The 19,993-nt window shown below is 71.3% G+C and carries 14 protein-coding genes; 9 read left to right on the top strand and 5 right to left on the bottom strand.

Translation table 11 applies throughout. The features are described 5' to 3' along the window. Window positions 1-134 precede the first annotated feature (134 nt). From ABH929_RS10285 to ABH929_RS10275, 3 genes are all read left to right on the top strand, one after another. On the top strand, window positions 135-1,265 hold the full coding sequence (locus tag ABH929_RS10285) for an ROK family protein (RefSeq protein WP_404561122.1): 1,131 nt from the start codon (window positions 135-137) through the stop codon (window positions 1,263-1,265). Window positions 1,266-1,357: 92 nt separating this feature from the next. Beyond that, window positions 1,358-3,373: a beta-galactosidase gene (locus ABH929_RS10280; RefSeq protein ID WP_404561121.1), complete on the top strand. Its 2,016-nt coding sequence runs from the start codon at window positions 1,358-1,360 to the stop codon at window positions 3,371-3,373. Beyond that, window positions 3,370-5,532, top strand: coding sequence for an alpha-galactosidase (locus ABH929_RS10275; RefSeq protein WP_404561119.1), 2,163 nt, complete (start codon window positions 3,370-3,372; stop codon window positions 5,530-5,532). Before ABH929_RS10280 ends, ABH929_RS10275 begins: the two co-directional genes overlap by 4 nt. 255 nt (window positions 5,533-5,787) lie before the next feature. Here ABH929_RS10275 and ABH929_RS10270 read toward each other — a convergent pair whose 3' ends face one another. Next, complete coding sequence (locus ABH929_RS10270) at window positions 5,788-8,448, bottom strand: glycoside hydrolase family 2 protein (protein ID WP_404561118.1); 2,661 nt, start codon at window positions 8,446-8,448, stop codon at window positions 5,788-5,790. Window positions 8,449-8,565: 117 nt separating this feature from the next. On the opposite strand from ABH929_RS10270, the gene ABH929_RS10265 reads away from it, so the two are divergent. The 6 genes from ABH929_RS10265 to ABH929_RS10240 are packed head-to-tail and all read left to right on the top strand — an operon-like array spanning window position 8,566 to window position 16,183. After that, window positions 8,566-10,251: an ABC transporter substrate-binding protein gene (locus ABH929_RS10265; protein ID WP_404561117.1), complete on the top strand. Its 1,686-nt coding sequence runs from the start codon at window positions 8,566-8,568 to the stop codon at window positions 10,249-10,251. A 34-nt stretch (window positions 10,252-10,285) separates the two neighbouring features. After that, the gene (locus ABH929_RS10260) at window positions 10,286-11,275 is read left to right on the top strand and encodes an ABC transporter permease (protein ID WP_111086984.1); all 990 of its coding nucleotides are present in this window, start codon (window positions 10,286-10,288) and stop codon (window positions 11,273-11,275) included. Between the two features lie 12 nt (window positions 11,276-11,287). Next, the gene (locus ABH929_RS10255; protein WP_185094297.1) at window positions 11,288-12,322 is read left to right on the top strand and encodes an ABC transporter permease; all 1,035 of its coding nucleotides are present in this window, start codon (window positions 11,288-11,290) and stop codon (window positions 12,320-12,322) included. Continuing rightward, window positions 12,319-13,191, top strand: coding sequence for an ABC transporter ATP-binding protein (locus ABH929_RS10250; protein ID WP_123313058.1), 873 nt, complete (start codon window positions 12,319-12,321; stop codon window positions 13,189-13,191). The genes ABH929_RS10255 and ABH929_RS10250 overlap by 4 nt, the downstream gene beginning before the upstream one ends. Then, entirely contained in the window at window positions 13,188-14,081 is an 894-nt protein-coding gene (locus ABH929_RS10245; RefSeq protein ID WP_404561116.1) for an ABC transporter ATP-binding protein, read from the top strand. The genes ABH929_RS10250 and ABH929_RS10245 overlap by 4 nt, the downstream gene beginning before the upstream one ends. Further along, complete coding sequence (locus ABH929_RS10240) at window positions 14,042-16,183, top strand: glycoside hydrolase family 36 protein (protein ID WP_404561113.1); 2,142 nt, start codon at window positions 14,042-14,044, stop codon at window positions 16,181-16,183. Before ABH929_RS10245 ends, ABH929_RS10240 begins: the two co-directional genes overlap by 40 nt. A 105-nt stretch (window positions 16,184-16,288) precedes the next feature. On the opposite strand, the gene ABH929_RS10235 is transcribed toward ABH929_RS10240, so the two are convergent. The 4 genes from ABH929_RS10235 to ABH929_RS10220 are packed head-to-tail and all read right to left on the bottom strand — an operon-like array spanning window position 16,289 to window position 19,801. Beyond that, window positions 16,289-16,915: a response regulator transcription factor gene (locus ABH929_RS10235; RefSeq protein ID WP_340195888.1), complete on the bottom strand. Its 627-nt coding sequence runs from the start codon at window positions 16,913-16,915 to the stop codon at window positions 16,289-16,291. Beyond that, entirely contained in the window at window positions 16,912-18,114 is a 1,203-nt protein-coding gene (locus ABH929_RS10230; protein ID WP_404561112.1) for a sensor histidine kinase, read from the bottom strand. The genes ABH929_RS10235 and ABH929_RS10230 overlap by 4 nt, the downstream gene beginning before the upstream one ends. A 53-nt stretch (window positions 18,115-18,167) precedes the next feature. Then, complete coding sequence (locus ABH929_RS10225) at window positions 18,168-18,965, bottom strand: ABC transporter permease (RefSeq protein WP_404561110.1); 798 nt, start codon at window positions 18,963-18,965, stop codon at window positions 18,168-18,170. Continuing rightward, window positions 18,962-19,801 carry an ABC transporter ATP-binding protein gene (locus tag ABH929_RS10220; protein WP_404561109.1) on the bottom strand — a complete coding sequence of 280 codons (840 nt, stop codon included), beginning with the start codon at window positions 19,799-19,801 and terminating at the stop codon, window positions 18,962-18,964. The genes ABH929_RS10225 and ABH929_RS10220 overlap by 4 nt, the downstream gene beginning before the upstream one ends. Window positions 19,802-19,993 lie beyond the last annotated feature (192 nt).

The following is a 19,993-nucleotide window of genomic DNA, read 5'->3' as shown; positions in this document are numbered from 1 at the left end:
CAAGGGGGACCTTGTGGGAGAGTAGGACGCCGCCGGACTTACCGTAGTAACACCAGGGAACCCCTGACCAGCACTGGTCAGGGGTTTTCTGCGTTTCCGGGCAGGCCGTAGGATCAGCCGACGACGGAGGAACGATGACCGAAGCCTGGCCGGCACTGCCCGAGGGTTCCCGCTTGGCACTGCGGGAGATCCTCATCCACGGCACGCTTTCGCGAGCGGAGATCGCTCGGTCACTCGGGCTGTCGCGGGCGAGCCTGACCCGGGCGATGCGGATCCTCGTGGCACACCGGCTCGTGGTCGAGGTCGGCACCGACGTTCGTGGGGCCACCGGTCGACCGTCGGAGCTGTTGCAGTCGAGTTCGGGGCAGTGGGAGTTCCTCGGCGTCAAGCTGACCCGGGAGCGCCTCTACGCCGCGGTGACCGACCTGGGTGGACGGGTCCTCGCGCTGCACGAGGAGACCGTCCCGTCGACCGTCCCGGACGACCTCGCCGACCAGATCAGTGCCGTACACGAGCGCCTCTGCGCCGTGCACCCCGCGATCTGTGCCGTCGGGGTCTCCCTGCCCGGTGACGTCCTCACCCGCAGCGGCGAGGCCGTCGTGGCGTCGTCGCCGTTCCTCGGCTGGACCGACGTCCCGTTCGCGCGGATGGTCCGGGGGCGAACGGGACTCGCAGCCTTCACGGCGAACGACGTCCACGCCCTGACCGTCAAGGAGCACTGGTTCGGTGCCGGCGCCGGCCGCGGGTCCATGGCCCTGGTCACCGTGGGTGAGGGACTCGGGCTCGGGCTCATCGTGAACGGGCAGGTCTCCACCGGCGAGCACGGGCGACTCGGTCGGATCGGGCACCTTCCGGTCCTCGGTGGTGGGCCCGACTGCGGCATCGGGCACGCGGGGTGTGCCTCGAGCTACCTGCCGAGTCCGGTGATCGTGCGGAACGCCGGGCGCGAGGGATCGTCGTACGAGCAGGTCGTCGAGCTCGCGCGGAACGGTGACGAGCGGGCCGTGGCGGCGTTCGAGGAAGCCGGACGAGCACTCGGTGTCGTCCTGGCCACCGCGGTGCACATCGCCGACCCTGCCGCGATCGTCCTGACCGGCGATGGGCTGCCGGTGTACGACCTGGCGCGGACGACGGTGGACGAGTCGCTCCGTGCGGCCCTGGCGCCGTACCGGCAGCCGGTGACCGTCGAGGTGCAGCCGTTCGAGTTCTCGGAGTGGGCGCGAGCGGGGGCGGTCCTCGCGATCCGGCAGCTGCTCGAGACCTGATGCGGCACCACTGACAGCGCGTTAGTTACACACGTTGACAAACACTGCCGGAGACGGGAGGCTGGTGCGGTCCACCCATCGAAGGAGATGCCGTGACCGCTGCCCCCACCGTCCCGTGGCCGACCGACGGCCTGTCGTTCGGCGGCGACTACAGCCCTGAACAGTGGCCGCGCGAGGTCTGGCTCGAGGACGTCCGCCTGATGCGCGAGGCCGGGGTGAACCTGGTCACGATCGGGGTCTTCTCGTGGGCGCTGCTCGAGCGGTCGCCGGGGGAGTACACCTTCGACTGGCTCGACGACGTCATCGCCCTGCTGCACGACAACGGCATCGCGGTGGACCTCGCGACGCCGACCGCCGCCCCGCCGAACTGGCTGCTGACCGCCCACCCCGACGTGCTGCCGGTGGACGCCACGGAACGTCGCGAGCGCCCCGGTGGACGCCTCGGGTGGTGTGCGGCGTCGATGGTCTTCCGCGAGCACGCCCTGCGGATCGTCGGTGCCCTGGCCGAACGCTACGGTCACCACCCGGCGGTGCGGCTCTGGCACGTGAGCAACGAGCTCGGTGGCGGGAACGGCCGCTGCTACTGCGAGGAGTCGGCAGCGGACTTCCGGCGCTGGCTCGCCGACCGGTACGGGGACGTCGACACCGCGAACGCCGCATGGGGAACGGCGTTCTGGGGGCACACCTACACGTCCTTCGACGAGGTCTCACCCCCGCGCGGAGTCGGCGGCGCACCGAACCCCGGCCTCCTCCTGGACTTCGAGCGGTACTCGTCCGACGCCCTGCTCCGGCACTTCGACGCCGAGAAGGCCGTCATCGAGCGGCACTCGGACGTCCCCGTCACGACGAACTTCATGGTCGGTGCGGGATCGCAGGTCGTCGACTACGCCGCGTGGGCGAAGCACGTCGCGATCCCGGCGAACGACCACTACACGCTCGTCGACGACCCGCACCGCGAGCAGGACCTCGCCCTCGCTGCGGACCGGATGCGCGGCATCACCGCCGACCGCACCCCGTGGCTGCTCATGGAGCACTCGACGGGCGGCCCGAGCTGGCAGCAGCGCAACCGGGCGAAGGAACCGGGCGAGATCCTGCGGAACTCGCTCGTGCACGTCGCCCGCGGGTCCGACGGCGCACTGTTCTTCCAGTGGCGGGCCTCCACCGCAGGGGCCGAGCAGTTCCACTCCGCGATGGTCCCGCACGCCGGCACCCGCACTCGGATCTGGCGCGAGGTCGTCGCGCTCGGCCGGGCACTCCGCGACCTCGCCCCCGTGCAGGGCAGCCGCGTCGAACCGGCCCGGGTCGCGATCGTCGTCGACGAGCCGTCCGGTTGGGCGCTGCAGTCCGGGCTGAAGCCGCACCGGGCACTGCGGTACTCGCGGGAGCTCCGTACCTGGTACGCCGCGTTCCACGACCGGCAGGTGCTCACCGACGTCGTGCCCTCGGACGCCGACCTCGACGGCTACGACGTGGTGGTCGTCCCCACGATGCTGGTCGTCGACGACGCCACCGCCGCGCGGATCGCCGCAGTGGTCGACCGCGGCGCGACCCTGATCGTGACCTATCTGTCCGGCGTCGCCGACGAGACCGCCCGCATCCGGACCGGCGGCTACCCGGGCGCGTTCCGGCAGGTGCTCGGCGCCTGGAGCGAGGAGTTCACCCCGCTGCAGCGCGACGAGACCCACACGCTCGATGACGGCGGCACCGTCACCGACTGGGCCGAGGCCGTCGTGGTCGACGACGCCGACGTCGTGCTCCGGTACACGGACGGGCCGCTCGCGGACCGCGCAGCGGTCACCCGCCGCGCCGTCGGCGGCGGCGCCTGGTACGTGTCCGCGATGCTGCCTGCCCAGAGCACCCAGCGGCTCGTGGACCGAGTCATCGAGGAGCGCGCGCTCCCGCGGACGGTCACCGCGCCTCCCGGCCTGGAGGCGGTGCGCCGCGTCCACGACGACGGATCCGTGTTCCTGTTCCTCGTCAACCACCGCGCGGACGACGTGACGGTCGTCGCGTCCGGTACGGACCTGCTCGACGGCTCCGGCCACGGGCCGGAGACCGTCGTGCCCGCCGGTCGCGTCCGCGTCCTGCGCGAGGAGCGTGCGTCGTGACCGTCGTGGACCGCGAACCGGCGCCGGCGCGCGCACTCGACGGACGGCAGGTGCAGGTCCTGCGCGGCGGCGGGGTGTCGCTCGTGCTGGCGACCGCCGACGACGGGCTGCCCGAGGTGCTGCACTGGGGCCGCGACGTCGGACCCGTCACGGACGGCGACGGCGCCGAACTGCTGCTCGCGCTCGGACGGCCGCTCGGACCGAGCGCCCTCGACGCGGCCTGGCCACTGACCGTCCTGCCGACCGAACGCGACGGGTGGGAGGGCCGACCCGCGATCGCCGGGCACGTCGACGGGCTGCCGCTCGTGCCGCGGTGGCGCGACGTCGAGGTGACCGCGGAGCCGGACGTGCTGGTCGTGACCGCGGCGTCCGACGAACTGCTGCTGCGGAGCACCTTCCGGCTCGACGCCGCGGGGGTGCTGCGCGTCGGGCACACCGTGACGAACGGGGCCACCGTGCCCGTGCACCTGCAGGCGCTCGAGGCGACGCTGCCCGTGGGCGAACGGGTCGGCGAGGTGCTGGACCTGGCCGGACGCTGGACCCGGGAGCGCACCCCGCAGCGCCGGACCCTGACCGCCGGCAGCCACGCGCGGGAGAGCCGCCGCGGTCGCACCGGCCACGACGCTCCGACGCTGCTCGTGCTCGGCACACCCGGCTTCTCGGACGCCCAGGGTGAGCTGTGGGGCGTGCACCTGGCCTGGAGCGCGGACTCGGTGCACCGGTACGACCTGCTCGCCGAAGCGCGACCGCTGCTCGGCGCCGGGGAACTCCTGCGCGCCGGCGAGGTCGTCCTCGGGCAGGGAGAGTCCTTCGCGGCGCCCGACGCCGTCTTCGTCTGGAGCGACGCCGGGTTGGACGGACTGTCCGACCGGCTGCACGACTCGCTCCGCAGCCGTCCCGGCCACCCGAAGCGCCCCCGGCCGGTGGTGCTCAACACGTGGGAGGCCGTCTACTACGAGCAGGGCCTCGCGCCCCTGGTCGCACTGGCCGAGACCGCCGCGGACATCGGCGTCGAGCGGTTCGTGCTCGACGACGGCTGGTTCCTCGGACGGCGCTCGGACTCGACGTCGCTGGGGGACTGGCGCGTCGACCCGACGGTGTGGCCGGACGGCCTCGGGCCGCTCGTCGACCGGGTTCGCGGACTCGGCATGGAGTTCGGGCTGTGGTTCGAGCCCGAGATGGTGAGTCCGGTGTCCGAGCTCGCGGCCGCGCACCCCGAGTGGTTGTTGCAGCGCCCCGAGGACGACGTCCGCACCTGGCGGAACCAGTACGTGCTCGACATGGCGAACCCACTCGCGCGGGCGTACGTGCTCGAGGCGATGTCCGCCGTCATCGGGGCGCACCACGTCGACTTCGTGAAGTGGGACCAGAACCGCGACATCGTGCACGCGGTCCACGCCGGACGAGCCGGCATCGACGCGCACACCCGCGGGGTCTGGACGCTGATGGACGCCCTGCGCGCCCGGCACCCGTGGCTCGAGATCGAGGCGTGCGCGAGCGGCGGCGCCCGGGTGGACCTCGGCGTGCTGGAGCGCACCGACCGGGTGTGGCCGTCGGACTCGAACGACGCGTTCGAACGCCTGCCGATCCAGCGCTGGACCGAAGCACTGCTGCCGCTCGAGCTGATCGGCTCGCACGTCGGCCCCGAGGTCTCGCACACCACCGGCCGGCACCTGGACCTGGACTTCCGGATGGCGGTGTCGTTGTTCGGCTCCGCCGGCATCGAGACCGACGTCACCCGACTGGCGCCCGCGGAACTCGACCGGCTACGGGCGTGGACGGCGTTGTACAAGCGGGAGCGCGGGCTGCTGCACACCGGGCGACTGCGGCACCTGGAGCTCGGCGACCCCGGGCTCGTGGCGACCTCGGTCGTGGCCGTCGACCGGTCGCGGGCGCTGGTGCGGATCGCACGGACCGAGACCGGGCCGCAGTCGCTGCCGGTGCCGCTCCGGATGCGGGGGCTCGACCGCGCGCGGCGCTACCGGCTCGCCCCCGTCACGGGGCTGCGGGTGCCGCACGGACTCGACATGGTGCCGCCCGCGTGGCTCGTGCGCGGGCACCTGGAGCTGTCGGGCGCGGTGCTCGAGGACGTCGGGGCGCGGCTGCCGCTGCTGGCCCCCGCGACCGCGATCGTGTTCGAGCTGACCGCGCTCGACTGACCCGCCCTGCCGGCCGCTGCCGGCCGCCGTCGACTGACCCGACCCTGTCGGCCGCCGCGGTGGTGCAGGCGCGGCCCAGCCGAGCGGGCGAAATGCCCGGGTGCCTGACGTGGGAACCCGGGCATTTCGCCCGCTCGCGGTCCGTGCATGCCGCGCGGGCGATACATCCGGGTGCACGGCGTGGGAACCCGGGCATTTCGCCCGCTCGCGGATGGCCCGCTCGCCGACAGCACGGTCGGCGAGCGGGCGCCCGCGTCAGGGGAGGAGCGAGCCCGCGTGGCGGAGGACGAGCGGGCCGACGAGCGCCTCGGGGTCGATGCCCGGCGCACCCGTCACCGTGAACGTCACCGACTCGCCGGCCAGCAGGGACACCAGCCCGTCGTCGACCCGAGCGGCGGGGTCCACGCGGTCCGGGAACAGCGAGACGTCCCGCGCGTAGGACGTCGCCGTCACCGTGACGACCGCCCCGTCGTCCGTCCCCGTGACCGACGTGGACAGCGGTGAGCGGGCGAGCACCTGGTCGACGACCTCGGCGAAGTCGAACACCGTGCGGGTTCCGGCTCCGGTGACGACGAGCACCTCGGACCCGGCGTCCTCGGGCACCGCGAGTGAGGCCGGCAGCGTGACCCGATCGGCATCGGCGGGTCCGGCGGCGAGCGCGAACGACGACGAGTCGAGCACCGTGCCGTCGAACGCGACGCGGGCGACCGTGACCTCGTCGGCGACCGGCGCCCCGGACGCGTTCACGAGCACGACGTCGAGCCCGCCAGCAGCGCCCGCCGCGCCCGCAGCCCCGGCAGCAGACGGCTGCACGGTGAGCAACACCGGCTGGTAGGCCTGCCGCACCGCGTACCAGACGGGCTTCCGGATGCCCGCGTGGTCGACGAGCGCCCAGGACACCACGGGCCAGTCATCGTTGAGCTGCCAGACGATCATCCCGGTGTTGTCGGGCGTGCGGGACCGGAACCATTCCATGCCGAAGCGGATCGCGTGCGCCTGGTTGAGCTGTGACGCGAAGTGCCAGTCCTCGATGCCCGTCGGCGTCGGCAGGTGCCCGCGCATGCCGTCGGCGAGCTTCCGGTTGCCCTGGTCGGCCTTCTGGTGCACGAGCATCTCGTGGCCGTCGGGGTCGAGCGGCTCGTCGTGCACCACCGCGGTGAGGGTCGACCAGGCGGGCGGGCCCTGGAACCCGAACTCCGCCACGAACCGCGGGTTCCAGTCGGCGTAGGCGCGGTAGTCGAGCCGGTTCCAGACGTCCCAGATGTGCACGCTGCCGTTCCGCTCGTCGTTCGGCGTCAGGTACTCGTCGAACGAGAACGGGCTGCCCGGCGTGTACGGACGGGTCGGGTCGAGCTCGGCGACGATCGAGGGCAGCAGCGAGCGGTAGTAGCCGTTGCCCCAGGTCCGGCCGACGAGCGACGGCCGCCAGCCCCACTCGGCGTACGCGACGAGGTTCTCGTTGTTGCCGTTCCACACCACGAGCGACGGGTGCGGGCTCAGGCGGGTGACGGCTTCGCGGACCTCGGGCTCGACCTCGTCGGCCAGCCAGGGCTCCTCGGCGTAGGCGGCGCAGGCGAACAGGAAGTCCTGCCAGACGAGCACCCCGAGCTCGTCGCAGCGGTCGTACAGGTCGTCGGACTCGTAGATCCCGCCGCCCCAGATGCGGAGCAGGTTGACGTTCGCCTCGATCGCGTCGTCGATCCGGTCGGCGTAGCGCTCGGGCGTCATCTCGGTCAGGTACGCGTGGTCGGGGATCCAGTTCGCGCCCCGCACGATCACCGGCCGGTCGTTCACCCGGAGCAGAAAGGGCGCTCCGTCGGCGTCGGCCGCGGTGTCGAGCGTCACGGTGCGGAACCCGACGCGGCCCGTCCAGACGTCGTCGCCGACCTCGACCCGGACGTCGTACAACGGCTGCTCGCCCTCGCCGCGCGGCCACCAGACGGCGACGTCGGGGACCTCGAGCCGCACGACGGCGGAGCCGTCGACGACGGCGCGCACGCTGGTGACGGACGTCGCGCCCGGCACGGACGGGCGGCCGGGAGGCACGGTGCCGGACCCGACGGGCGTCGCCGCCGCCTCGGTGCCGCTCGCGCCGGGGGCGGGCGTGCTCTGCTCGGCCAGGGCGGCGCCGTGGCCGTCGGCCCCGCCGGGGGTGACGTGCGGGGTCAGGGTGACCCGCGCCTCCAGGCCGGCCCGACCGGACACACCTGCGACCGGAGCCGACCCGATGTGCTGGGAGAAGGCCCCGGTGGAACCTGCGGACTCGACGTCGACGTGCGCGGTGAGCACGCCGGTGGTGCGGTCCACGTCGACGAGCGGGCGGACGGCGGCGATGCGGGCGCCGCTCCACGACTCGATGCCGATCGACTTCCAGATGCCGCTCGTGGCGACGTCGATGCCCCAGTCCCAGCCGAAGTTCGACGCGTTCTTGCGGAGCGCGTTGTACGGGTGGTGGTTGACGTGGGGCAGTTCGCCGCCGTGCAGGGCGGACAGCCGCTCGGCCGCGGGGACCGGGGCGTCGAAGGTGATCACGAGCTCGTTCGTGCCGGGGCGCAGCAGGTGCCCGACGGGGAACCGGTACGCGCGGTGCTGGTTCGCGGTGGTGGCGACGACGATGCCGTTCAGCTCGATCGTCGCGAGGGTGTCGAGCCCCTCGGCGACCAGGTCGTGGCGGACGTCCGTGCTCGTGCCCGACCACGCGAAGGTGCGGCGGTACCGCCACACCGTGTCGCCGATCCACTGGGTCGCGGCCTCGTTGTCGCCGTCGAACGGGTCGGGGATCCGGCCCGCCCGCAGCAGGTCGGTGTGCACGCAGCCGGGGACGATCGCGGCGACCGGCTCCCGGTGTGCATCGGCCTGCGCCGGGCCGTGCACCGCCTCGACCGTCCACGTGCCGTCCAGGGTGGTCCGCTCCATCGCGTCTCCTCAATCGTGACGGGGCCGTGACCCGACCCCTTGACCGCCTTAGTTTACGCGTGTAACAATCACGCTCACAACGTGGATCCTGCGACGACGCAGACCGAGAGGACAACGATGTTCAACCCAACCCGTTCACGGCTCGCCATCGGCGCCGCCGTCCTCCTCGCCGCCGGCCTCGCGCTGAGCGGCTGCAGCGCGAGCGGCAACGCCAGCACGAAGGACGACGCCGCCTCGACCCTGGTCGCCTACACCGGACAGTCCGGCGACTACCAGATCAACTTCAACCCGTGGTCGCCGTCGAACATCGGCGGCGTCGGCACGATCTACGAGTCGCTGTTCTTCATCACCAACGTCAACACGAACGACCCGAAGCCGCTGCTCGGCAAGTCGTACGAGTGGAACACCGACGGCACGCAGCTCACCATCACGCTGCGCGACGGGGCGACCTGGAGCGACGGCGAGCCCTTCACCTCGAAGGACGTCGTGTTCACGCTCGACATGCTCAAGCAGCAGAAGGCCCTGAACTCGATCGGCTACGACGGCACCGCGAAGGCCGACGGCGACTCCAAGGTCGTCGTGACGTTCGACAAGCCGTCGTTCGTGCTCGGCCCGAACCTGCTCGGCAAGACCTGGATCGTGCCCGAGCACCTGTGGAAGGACATCGACCCGACCACCGACGTCGTGCGCGAGCCCGTCGGCACCGGTCCGTACACGCTCGGCACCTTCAAGGCGCAGGCCTTCACCCTCGAGGCGAACAAGAAGTACTGGGACGGCGCCCCGGCCGTGAAGACCATCCGCTACCTGTCGCTCTCCGGCAACACCGCCGGCGCCGACGCGCTCAAGCAGGGCTCGATCGACTGGCAGACCGGCCCGGTGCCGAACATGGACGACATCGCCGGCAACTACAACGGCTACGACGGCATCACCGTCGGCCAGAACCAGATGGCGCTGCTCACCTGCGCGAACACCGACCTCGGCTGCACCGGCCCGCAGACCGACCCGGCCGTGCGCCACGCCATCGCCGACGCGATCAACCGCAAGCAGCTCAACTCGCTGGCGTTCGAGAACACCGCGAGCGAGATCTCGCCGACCTTCGCGCTCACCACGACGCAGAAGGACACCATCTCGAAGGACATCGAGCCGGCCGTGATGCCGGAGACCGCCGACAAGGCCGCCGCCGCGTCGTCGCTCGAGGGCGCCGGGTGGAAGAAGGGCGCCGACGGCATCTACGCGAAGGACGGCAAGAAGCTGTCGCTGACCGTCGAGGTCGTCACCGGCTGGACCGACTACATCACCGCGATCGACACCATGACGCAGCAGCTCAAGGCCGCGGGCATCGAGCTCAAGGCGCAGCAGTCGTCGTGGAACGAGTGGACCGACAAGAAGACCAAGGGCAACTTCGAACTCGCGATCGACTCGCTCGGTCAGGGCCCGACGGCGAACCCGTACTACCTGTACAACAACTACTTCACGACGGCGAACACCGCGAAGGTCGGCGCAGCAGCCCCGATGAACATCTCGCGGTACAGCAACCCCGACGTGGACAAGGCCATCGCGAAGCTCGCCACGATCAACCCCGAGGACACCGCCGCCACGCAGCCGGAACTCGACACGATCCAGCAGCACATCGTCGAGGACCTGCCGTACATCCCCGTGATGACCGGCGGCACGACGAGTGAGTTCCACGCGGCGAAGTTCACCGGCTGGCCCACGAAGGACGACCTCTACGCCTTCCCGGCCGTCTGGGCGAGCCCGGACAACGCCGAGATCTTCAAGGCACTGAAGCCGGCGAAGGGCTGACCACGATGGGATCGCGACCGAGGAGCACTCGACGATGACCTACTTCCTGCGAAAGATCGGCTTCTACATCGTCGCGCTGTGGGCGGCACTGACGCTGAACTTCATCATCCCGCGGCTGCTGCCCGGGAACCCGGTGGACATCCTGCTCGCCAAGCTCCAGCAGCGCGGCGGGCAGGTGACCCCGGCGACACGGCAGGCGTACGAGCTGCTCCTCGGTGGCGATTCCTCGGAGCCGCTGATCTCCCAGTACGGCCACTACCTGGTCAACGTGTTCCGCGGTGACCTCGGGGTGTCCGTCAGCTACTTCCCGGCCCCCGTCACCGAGGTCATCGCGAGCTCGCTGCCGTGGACCATCGCCCTGGTCGGCATCGCCACCATCCTGGCCGCCATCATCGGCGTCGGCCTCGGCGCCTTCGTCGGCTGGCGTCCGGGCACCTGGCTCGACTCGTTCGTGCCGGCCACCACCCTGCTCGCCGCGGTGCCGTACTTCTGGCTCGCGCTGATCCTGGTGTACTTCTTCGCCACCGGCATCCACCTGTTCCCGGCGCAGGGCGGCTACGACGTCATCCTGACCCCCGGGTTCAACTGGGACTTCATCGCCTCGGCGATCCAGTACGGGGTGCTGCCCGCGGTGACGATCGTGCTCGCATCGCTCGGCGGCTGGCTGCTCGGCATGCGCAACATGATGGTGTCGACGCTGTCCGAGGACTACATCACCACCGCCCAGGCCAAGGGGCTGTCCGACGGCAAGATCCTGCGGAACTACGCCGCCCGGAACGCCGTGCTGCCCTCGGTCGCCGGGTTCGCGATCTCCCTCGGGTTCATCGTGTCCGGCTCCGTCGTCACCGAGCAGGTGTTCTCGTACCCGGGCATCGGGTCGAAGCTGCTGTCCGCCGTGACGAACAACGACTACGCGCTCATGCAGGGGATCTTCCTGTTCATCACCCTGGCGGTCCTCGGCGCGAACCTCGTCGTCGACCTGCTGTACGGGCTCATCGATCCGCGGACGCGGGCGCGGAGCTAGGGAGGACACGCCATGACCAACATCCAGCAGGACACCGAACCCACCATCGGCGCACTCGCCGAGGAAGCCGACGCCGGGTCGACGCGGAGCATCGCCACGGCCCGAGCGTCCCGACCGAAGGGCGGCATCCGCCGTTTCCTGCCGACCCTGACCCCGTGGCTCGTCACGGGCATCGCCCTCGTCGCCGGCGTCACGTTGTTCGGCGTCCTCGGGCCGCTGCTCGTCGGCGACCCGACCACCATCCGCGACTCCGGGCTGCAGGGACCGAGCGGCGAGAACCTGCTCGGGACGACCCAGACCGGGCAGGACGTGCTCGCGCAGCTCGCCTACGCCACCCGCGGCAGCCTGCAGATCGGGCTGATCGTCGGCGTGCTCGCCACGGTGCTGTCCGCGTTCTTCGGGATCCTCGGCGCCTACCTGGGCGGGATCATGGACGAGGCGTTCTCGCTGTTCTCGAACGTGTTCCTCGTCATCCCCGGTCTGCCGCTCGTCATCGTCATCTCCGGCCTGGTCCCGCGCGAGGCCCGCGGGCTGTGGACCATCGCCGTCGTCCTCGCGATCACGTCGTGGGCCGGGTCCGCCCGGGTCCTGCGGGCGCAGACGATGTCGATCCGGAACCGCGACTACGTCTCCGCCGCCCGGGTCGCCGGCGAACGACCCTGGCGGGTCATCGCCGTCGAGATCCTGCCGAACCTGCTGCCCGTCCTGGCGTCGCAGTTCGTGTTCGCGGTGATCGCCGCGATCCTCGGGGAAGCGGGGTTGTCGTTCCTCGGCCTCGGGGCGTCGAACTCGTCGACGCTCGGCACCATGCTCTTCTACGCCCAGAACGGCTTCGCGCTGGCGAACGGTGCCTGGTGGTGGTTCGTGCCGCCCGGCCTGCTCATCGCCCTGCTCGGCATGGGGCTGTCCCTGGTGAACTTCTCGATCGACGAGGTCATCAACCCACGACTGGCGAACGTGCGTGCCCAGCGGCGGCGCGAACGTCGCGCCAAGCGGGCCGCCCGCGCCTCGCGGTCCGCACGCACCACGAAGGAGTTCGTCCGATGAGTGCCGAAGCCGTGCTGACGATCGACCACCTCGACGTCGTCTACGAGACCGAACACCCCGTGCACGCCGTCAAGGACGTGTCGCTCACCCTGGCGCCCGGCGAGATCCTCGGGCTCGCGGGGGAGTCCGGCTGCGGGAAGACGACCCTGGCCTACGCCATCACCCGGCTGCACCGACCGCCGGCGAAGGTCGCCTCGGGCAGCATCACGTTCCACGACCGCGACGGCACCGACATCGACCTGCTCGGGCTGCCGCACGAGCAGCTGCGGGCCGTGCGCTGGTCGAAGCTGTCGATGGTGTTCCAGGGCGCGATGAACGCCCTCAACCCGGTCACCACCATCCGGGCGCAGCTCGACGATGCACTGAAGGAACACCGGCGCGACCTGTCCCGCAAGGAGCGGCGCGCGATCGCCGAGGACGCCCTGAGCCGCGTCGGCGTCGATCCGTCCCGCATCACCGCGTACCCGCACGAGCTGTCCGGTGGCATGCGGCAGCGCGTGATGATCGCGATGGCGATGCTGCTCGAACCGCAGATCATGATCATGGACGAGCCCACCACCGCGCTCGACGTCGTGGTGCAGCGCGAGATCCTGCGCGAGATCGTCCGACTGCGCGACGAGCTCGGGTTCGCCGTGGTCTTCATCACGCACGACCTGCCGCTGCTGCTCGAGATCAGCGACCGCATCGCGATCATGCTGCGCGGCGAGGTCGTCGAGTGCGACCGGGCCTCGGTCATCCAGCACGACCCGAAGCACCCGTACACGCAGAAGCTGCTGCAGTCGTTCCCGAGCCTGTCGGGGGAGCGCGGCGCGTTCATCCGCTCCGGCGTCGACGACCACGCGGCCGCAGTCCACGAGGAGATCCGATGACCAGCGTGACCGTCAGCCATCTCGGCAAGGACTTCCACACCCGCAAGGGCCTGAAGCGCACCACGCTGCACGCCGTCGACGACGTGTCGTTCGAGCTGCTGCCCGGGAAGACCGTGGCGTTGGTGGGTGAGTCCGGATCGGGCAAGTCCACCATCGCCCGGATGCTCGCCAAGCTCGAGAGCACCACCCGCGGCACGATCGACGTGCAGCTCGAGGACGGCACCCCCGTCGTCGGCAGCATGTACCGCCGGCACGTGCAGATGGTGTTCCAGGACCCCTTCGCGTCGCTCAACCCGTTCCACTCGATCGAGCACCACATCGCCCGGCCGCTCCAGCTGCACCACCGAGCCCGGGGCACCGACGAGACCGCCGAGAAGGTGCGGGAACTGCTCGGCCGGGTGAACCTCGACGAGGACTTCGCGAGCCGCCGCCCGCACGAGCTCTCCGGCGGACAGCGGCAGCGCGTCGCGATCGCCCGCGCACTCGCCCCCGGCGCCCAGGTGCTCATTGCCGACGAACCGGTGTCGATGCTCGACGTGTCGATCCGGCTCAGCGTGCTCAACCTGATGGGCCGCCTGCAGCGTGAGGACCACCTCGCCGTGCTCTACATCACGCACGACCTGGCGACCGCACGGCACTTCTCCGACGAGATCCTGGTGCTCTACCGCGGCCGGGTCGTCGAACGCGGGCCGTCCGACGCCGTGATCCTCGACCCGCAGCACGACTACACGCGGCTGCTCGCCGAGGCGGCCCCCGACCCGGAGCGCATCGACCGCAAGGTGACCTCGGGCAGCGCTCTCGACCGCTCGAAGATCGACAACACCACCTGCTACGACCACGGTGTCGGGGCGTGGGTGTCGAGCGAGCCGGCACCGGTCGGCGCACGGTGAGCGGAGCCTTCGCCGACTGGGTCACGCCCGGTTTCGCGGCACGCTTTCGGATCGGCGACGACCAGCCCGCGGCACTCGTGTCGTTCGTGACGGCCGGTGGAGCGCTCGCCGACGGTCCGGACGATCCGCAGCCGCTGGTCGAGCTGACCACCGTCGGACACGGCCGGTTCCCGGGCGGGTACCGGCACGTGGACTCCACCATCGGGGCGCGACTGCGATCCGTGTCGTGGCGTGCGTCCAACGACGCGACCGATCCGTGGTTCCGGATCGTGCAGGCGGACGCGGCCACGGGCCTCCAGGTCGAGTCGGTGTTCCGGGCGCGCGACGATGTCGCGGGCTTCCAGACGTGGACCGAGGTGTCCGCCGTCGACGGCGAGCACGTCGTGGACTTCGTGTCCTCGTTCGCGACCGGGGCGTTCCTGAACGACTCCGGGGCCGGCGTCGACGACCTGGCCCTCGTGCACGCGGACAACGACTGGGCGGCCGAGAGCCGGTGGCGGACAGATCCGCTGCGGTCGATCGGACTCGCAGCGATCGACCGCGAGGCGCAGCACCACCCGCCCCGCAGCCGCGCCGTCGTGCAGAACCGGGGATCGTGGTCGACGGGCGAGGCGCTGCCGATCGGCGTGCTGACGCCTGCTGCATCCGCTGGTGCCGGGCCCTACGCGCTCGTCTGGCAGGTCGAGCACAACGGGCCGTGGCTGTACGAGCTCGGCGAGACCCGGCGGCACGCGTACGTGCTGCTGAGCGGGCCGACCGACCAGGAGCACCAGTGGACGGCCGTCGTGGCTCCGGGGCAGCCTTTCGTGTCCGTGCCGGTGTCGGTCGGGATCGCTGGTTCGGTCGGTGGCGCGTTCGAGGTGCTCACGGCGCAGCGTCGGGCGTTCCGGCACGTGCGCGAGGCCGATCGGGCCCTGCCGCTCGTGTTCAACGACTACATGAACACGCTCATGGGCGACCCGACCACCGAGAAGCTGCTGCCGTTGATCGACGCCGCTGCCGACGCCGGAGCGGACCTGTTCTGCATCGATGCCGGCTGGTACGCCGAGGGGCACTGGTGGGACACCGTCGGGGCCTGGGAGGAAGCCGCGTTGCGGTTCCCGACCGGGCTCGGGTTCGTCATCGACCACATCCGGTCGCGGGGGATGCAGGCCGGGCTGTGGCTCGAGCCCGAGGTCATCGGCATCCACTCGCCGCTGGCCGCGACCCTGCCGGACGACGCCTTCGTGCACCACCACGGTGTGCGGGTAGCCGAGCACGGACGGCACCTGCTCGACATCCGGTCACCGGCCGCGCGGGCGCACCTCGACGCGGTCGTCGATCGACTCGTCGGGTCGCTCGGGGTCAGCTTCTTCAAGATGGACTACAACACGATGACGGGGCCGTTTCCCGGCATGCTCGAGCACCAGCGCGCACTCCTCGACTGGCTCGACGACGTGCAGGCCCGGTACCCGTCACTGCTCATCGAGAACTGCGCCTCGGGAGCGATGCGCGCCGACTCCGCGATGCTGTCCCGGTTGCACATGCAGTCGACCTCGGACCAGCAGGACCCGGTGCTGTCGGCCTCGATCGTCGCTGCTGCCCCCGCCGCGATGCTGCCCGAGCAGGCCGGCAACTGGGCGTACCCGGCGCCGTCGATGTCGCCCGACCTGTTCGAGCTGTCGCTCGTGAACGGGGTGCTCGGGCGGATGTACCTGTCGGGCTACCTCAACTCGATGAGCACATCGCAGCGGGCGGTCGTGCGTGCTGCGATCGAAGCCCACCGGACAGTGCTCGAGGTCATCGAATCGTCGGTGCCGGTGTGGCCGCTCGGGTTGCCGGCCTGGGAGGACTCGTGGCTCGCGCTCGGCTTGCGGGCGGCGTCGGGCGATCTGTACTTGTCGGTGTGGTCGCTGCCGGGTGCATCGGGGTCGGTGTCGTTGCCGCTGCCGGGCTTCGCCGGGCAGGCGGTCGTCGTCGAGCCGCTGTTCCCGACGGCGCTCGGGTCGTGGTCCGTGGCGTGGGACGCCGCCTCGGGCTCGCTCGAGGTCGCGAACGGCGGGGCGACCCCCACAGCGCGGGTGCTCCGCGTCCGACCGGAGGGGGCGGGCGCGGAGCACTGAGCGGGGCGCGCGTCGATGGCAGCGGGGCGCGTCACATGGTGAGCAGAAATGGTCGGGTGGCTCTGGTGCACCCGACCATTTCTGCTCACGAAGCGCACCGGGGGATCAGGGGAGCAGGCGGAGCTCCATCGCGCGGGTCACGGCACGGGTGCGGTCGTTGACGCCGAGCTTCTCGAACACGTGGCCGAGGTGCGTCTTCACCGTCGTCTCGCTGAGGAACAGGGCGCGGCCGATCGCCGGGTTCGAGTTGCCCTGGGCGACGAGCTGCAGGACCTCGAGCTCGCGCGGGGTCAGCGACGGGCCAGTCGGGATCCCACCGGTGGCACGCCTGACGAGCGCAGCCGCGGCCGAGGGCGCAAGCGCGGTCTCGCCCCGCGCGGTCGCCCGCACCCCGGCGAGGATCTCGGACTCCGGGGCCGCCTTGAGCAGGTAGCCGGTGGCGCCGGCCTCGATGGCCGCGAGGATCTGGTCGTCGGACTCGTACGTCGTCAGGATCAGGACGCGGACGCCCGGCTCGGCCGCGAGGATCTCCGCCGTCGCCGCATCACCGTCGAGCTCGGGCATCCGCAGGTCCATCAGCACGACGTCGGGGCGCTCGGCCAGCACGACGGACACCGCGGCACGGCCGTCGCTGGCCTGGCCCACCACGTCGATGTCGTCGGCGTCCTGCAACAGCGCGACGATGCCCGAGCGGACGATCGGGTGATCGTCGGCGACCACGACGCGGATCACCGGGTCACCTCCGCCACGGGGTGGCGAACGGCGGCCGGGAGGCTCGGCTCGGGTCCGGTGGGCAGGCCCGCCTCGACGACGGTGCCCCGGCCCGGGGTGCTCGTGATCGTGCACGCACCGCCCGAGAGCGCCAACCGTTCGTGGAGGCCCCGGAGACCGTGCCCGGCCGTCGGGACGCCGGTGTCAAAGCCGACGCCGTCGTCGGTCACACGGACGCCGACCCGTTCCGGCGCGTGCTGCAGGACGATCCGGACGGACCCGGCATCGGCGTGCGCACGGATGTTCGCGAGAGACTCCTGGACGACCCGGAGCAGCACGACCTGGGCGTCGCGGTCGAGCGGGCGGTCGGTGGCATCGACCGTCACGGGGGTGCCGGTCTCGCGGGTGTAGCGCTCGGCCAGGCGGTGCAGGGCCCCGGCCAGGCTGCCACTCGTGGCACCCGCGACTCCGGCGGCGATGAGGGCACGGGAGTCCTCGAGCGCCGCTCGTGCCGACTCCTCGAGGACCGCCAGCCGTTCGTCGAGCGCGGCACCGCGGTCGTTCGCCAGGTCCTTGCGGGCACGTTCGGTGAGCATGACGATGCCGGCGAGGTTCTGCGCGACGGTGTCGTGGATCTCGCGCGCCAGGCGCTCCCGTTCGCTCGCGACGCCCGCGCTGCGGTGGGCGTCGGCGAGGGACTGCTGGGTGGCGCGGAGTTCGTCGAGGAGCTGGCGGCGCTCCTCGGACAGGCCGGCGACGCTCGAGATCCACACGCCCATCGCGCAGGCACCGATCACGCTGATGCCCTCGATGAGCAGGGTGCTGACGAGGGCGTCCGGGCCCTCGGAGACCTGCAGGCCGATGCCGCTCGCGACGCCGACCGCGATGGACAACAGGACCGCGGTGCGGACCCGCTCGGACTGCACCCAGACCAGCGGGAACACGATGCACTGCACGAAGGCGGTGCTCGGGACGACGGCTGGCAGCACCAGGGCGGCGACGATGACGAGCGGCAGGAACGCGGCGGCGGCTCTGGGGGTGTCGTAGCCGCGGTGCCCGTACCCGAGGTACGCCACGACGAGGACCACGACCGCGAGGTACGCGGGCCAGCGGGTCGACCACGGGGACCAGCCGAGCGCGGTGATCACGGCGGTGAGGAGCATCGTGCCCGCGAAGAAGACGTGCAACCACCGGTTACGCATCCACGTCTCGCCGCTCATGACGACAGCATCCCATCGATGCAGCACCGCGGAGCGGTTCTCCACAGGCCCCATCACGCGTCCTTGGGATTCCAGCGGAACGTGAGCAGGCAGGCCACCGTGCCCAGGACCAGCCACGCTGCCAACACGAGGGCTCCGAGGCCGAGGTGCCACGCGCCTCCCGGCTCACCTGACTCGAACGCACCGGGCAGGAAGACGGACCGCATTCCGGACGCCATCCAGCGCAGGGGGAAGACGGAGGCGACGTCCTGCAACCAGGTGGGGAGCTGCGTGAAGGGCAGGTAGACGCCGGAGATGAACTGCAGCACCAGCACGATCGGGACGATGGTGGCGGTGGCGCGGCGGCCCTCGCGGGGGAGCGCCGAGACCGCGATGCCGAGGACGCAGCTGGTGGCGATGCCGAGGACCATCACGCCGGCGAAGACGCCCCAGTTGCTCGCGGCGGTCGGCAGGTCGACGCCGAACACCAGGCTCGCGATCGCCAGCAGCAGGGCGGTCTGCACGAGCGTGGTGACGAGGACCATGCCGATCTTGCCGACGAAGTACGACAGGACGGGCAGTGGTGTGCCGCCCAGTCGCTTCAGCGTGCCGTCGCTGCGTTCGGTGGCGATGTCGACACCGAGGGACTGGGTGCCGGAGAGCAGGATGCCCGTCGCGACCAGGCCGGGCAGGTAGTAGGTGGCGTAGTCGACGCTGACGTCGGGGCCGGCCTGGATGTCGGCGGCGCCGGAGAACGCCACCGAGAACAGCGCCAGCATGATGATCGGGAACAGGAAGGTGAAGAAGACCGCGTCGGGAGCGCGGAAGTAGGTGCGGATCTCGTACGAGATGCGGCTGGTCGCTGTCTTCATTTCTGTCCCACCATGTCGAGGTAGACGTCCTCGAGGGACGGGCGGATGACTTCGAGGTCGTGCATGGGTGTGCTGCTGCTGCGGATGAGCGCTGTCGGGTCGGTGGTGCGCTCGTCGTGGCGTTCGCCGCCGTCGTCGCGCCAGCGGACCCGGGGCGTGCGGGCCTCGGTGCCGCCGATCTCGTCGATGGGTGCGAGGTCGAGGAGCTTCCCGTCGGCGATCACCGCTGCCCGGTCGGCGAGCTGGGCGGCTTCGTCGAGGTAGTGCGTGGTGAGCAGGATCGTCGTGCCCTCGTGCTGCACCTGGCGCAGGAGGTCCCAGAACTGCCGGCGGGCCTCGGGGTCGAAGCCCGTGGTCGGTTCGTCGAGGAACAGGACCTCGGGGCGGCCGATGATGCCGAGGGCGACGTCGACGCGGCGGCGCTGGCCACCCGACAAGCGGCTGATGCGGGTGTTGCGCTGCGTCTCGAGCCCCGTCGCGGTGAGGAGTTCCTCGACGCTGCGGTGCTTCGGGTACAGCGTCGCGAAGTGGTGCAGCTGCTCGGCGACGGTGACGTTCGGGGACTCCGCGCTGGTCTGCAGGACGATGCCGATGCGTGCGTTGTGGCTGCGGCTCGTCCGGGCGGGGTCGTGGCCGAGGACGCGGACCTCGCCGGCGGTGCGGGAGCGGTACCCCTCGAGGATCTCGACCGTCGTGGACTTGCCGGCACCGTTGGGGCCGAGGAGGGCGAAGGTCTGGCCGCGTTCGATCGTGAAGGAGACGTCGTCCACGGCACGTTTGCCGGTGGCGTACTGCTTGCCGAGGTGCTGGACCTCGATGGCGGGGGACTCGGGCATGGGTCCAGCTTCGCCGCCCGGTCGCGGTGGGGGATCGGCCGGGGCGGTGGTCTCGGCATCGTCCGATCGGGGGATGGTGCCGGACCGGAGGCGCGGTGCGGGTTGGTCGTCCACAGGCCACTGCCCGGGTGGTTGCGTCCGGTAACTCTCTGATATGTTGCGTCCGGGGATGTGGCGCAGGCTGCAACGGCA

Origin of the sequence: Curtobacterium sp. AB7 (genome assembly GCF_044909335.1) — a bacterium.
GTDB lineage: Bacteria > Actinomycetota > Actinomycetes > Actinomycetales > Microbacteriaceae > Curtobacterium.
This window is presented reverse-complemented; position numbering and strand designations above follow the sequence as displayed.

Bases quoted from the DNA above. Each gene is read 5' to 3' on its own strand.
- ABH929_RS10285 (WP_404561122.1), top strand. From the start codon at position 135: ATGACCGAAGCCTGGCCGGCACTGCCCGAGGGTTCCCGCTTGGCACTG.
- ABH929_RS10270 (WP_404561118.1), bottom strand. From the start codon at position 8,448: ATGGAGCGGACCACCCTGGACGGCACGTGGACGGTCGAGGCGGTGCAC.
- ABH929_RS10265 (WP_404561117.1), top strand. From the start codon at position 8,566: ATGTTCAACCCAACCCGTTCACGGCTCGCCATCGGCGCCGCCGTCCTC.
- ABH929_RS10260 (WP_111086984.1), top strand. From the start codon at position 10,286: ATGACCTACTTCCTGCGAAAGATCGGCTTCTACATCGTCGCGCTGTGG.
- ABH929_RS10255 (WP_185094297.1), top strand. From the start codon at position 11,288: ATGACCAACATCCAGCAGGACACCGAACCCACCATCGGCGCACTCGCC.
- ABH929_RS10250 (WP_123313058.1), top strand. From the start codon at position 12,319: ATGAGTGCCGAAGCCGTGCTGACGATCGACCACCTCGACGTCGTCTAC.
- ABH929_RS10245 (WP_404561116.1), top strand. From the start codon at position 13,188: ATGACCAGCGTGACCGTCAGCCATCTCGGCAAGGACTTCCACACCCGC.
- ABH929_RS10230 (WP_404561112.1), bottom strand. From the start codon at position 18,114: ATGAGCGGCGAGACGTGGATGCGTAACCGGTGGTTGCACGTCTTCTTC.
- ABH929_RS10225 (WP_404561110.1), bottom strand. From the start codon at position 18,965: ATGAAGACAGCGACCAGCCGCATCTCGTACGAGATCCGCACCTACTTC.
- ABH929_RS10220 (WP_404561109.1), bottom strand. From the start codon at position 19,801: ATGCCCGAGTCCCCCGCCATCGAGGTCCAGCACCTCGGCAAGCAGTAC.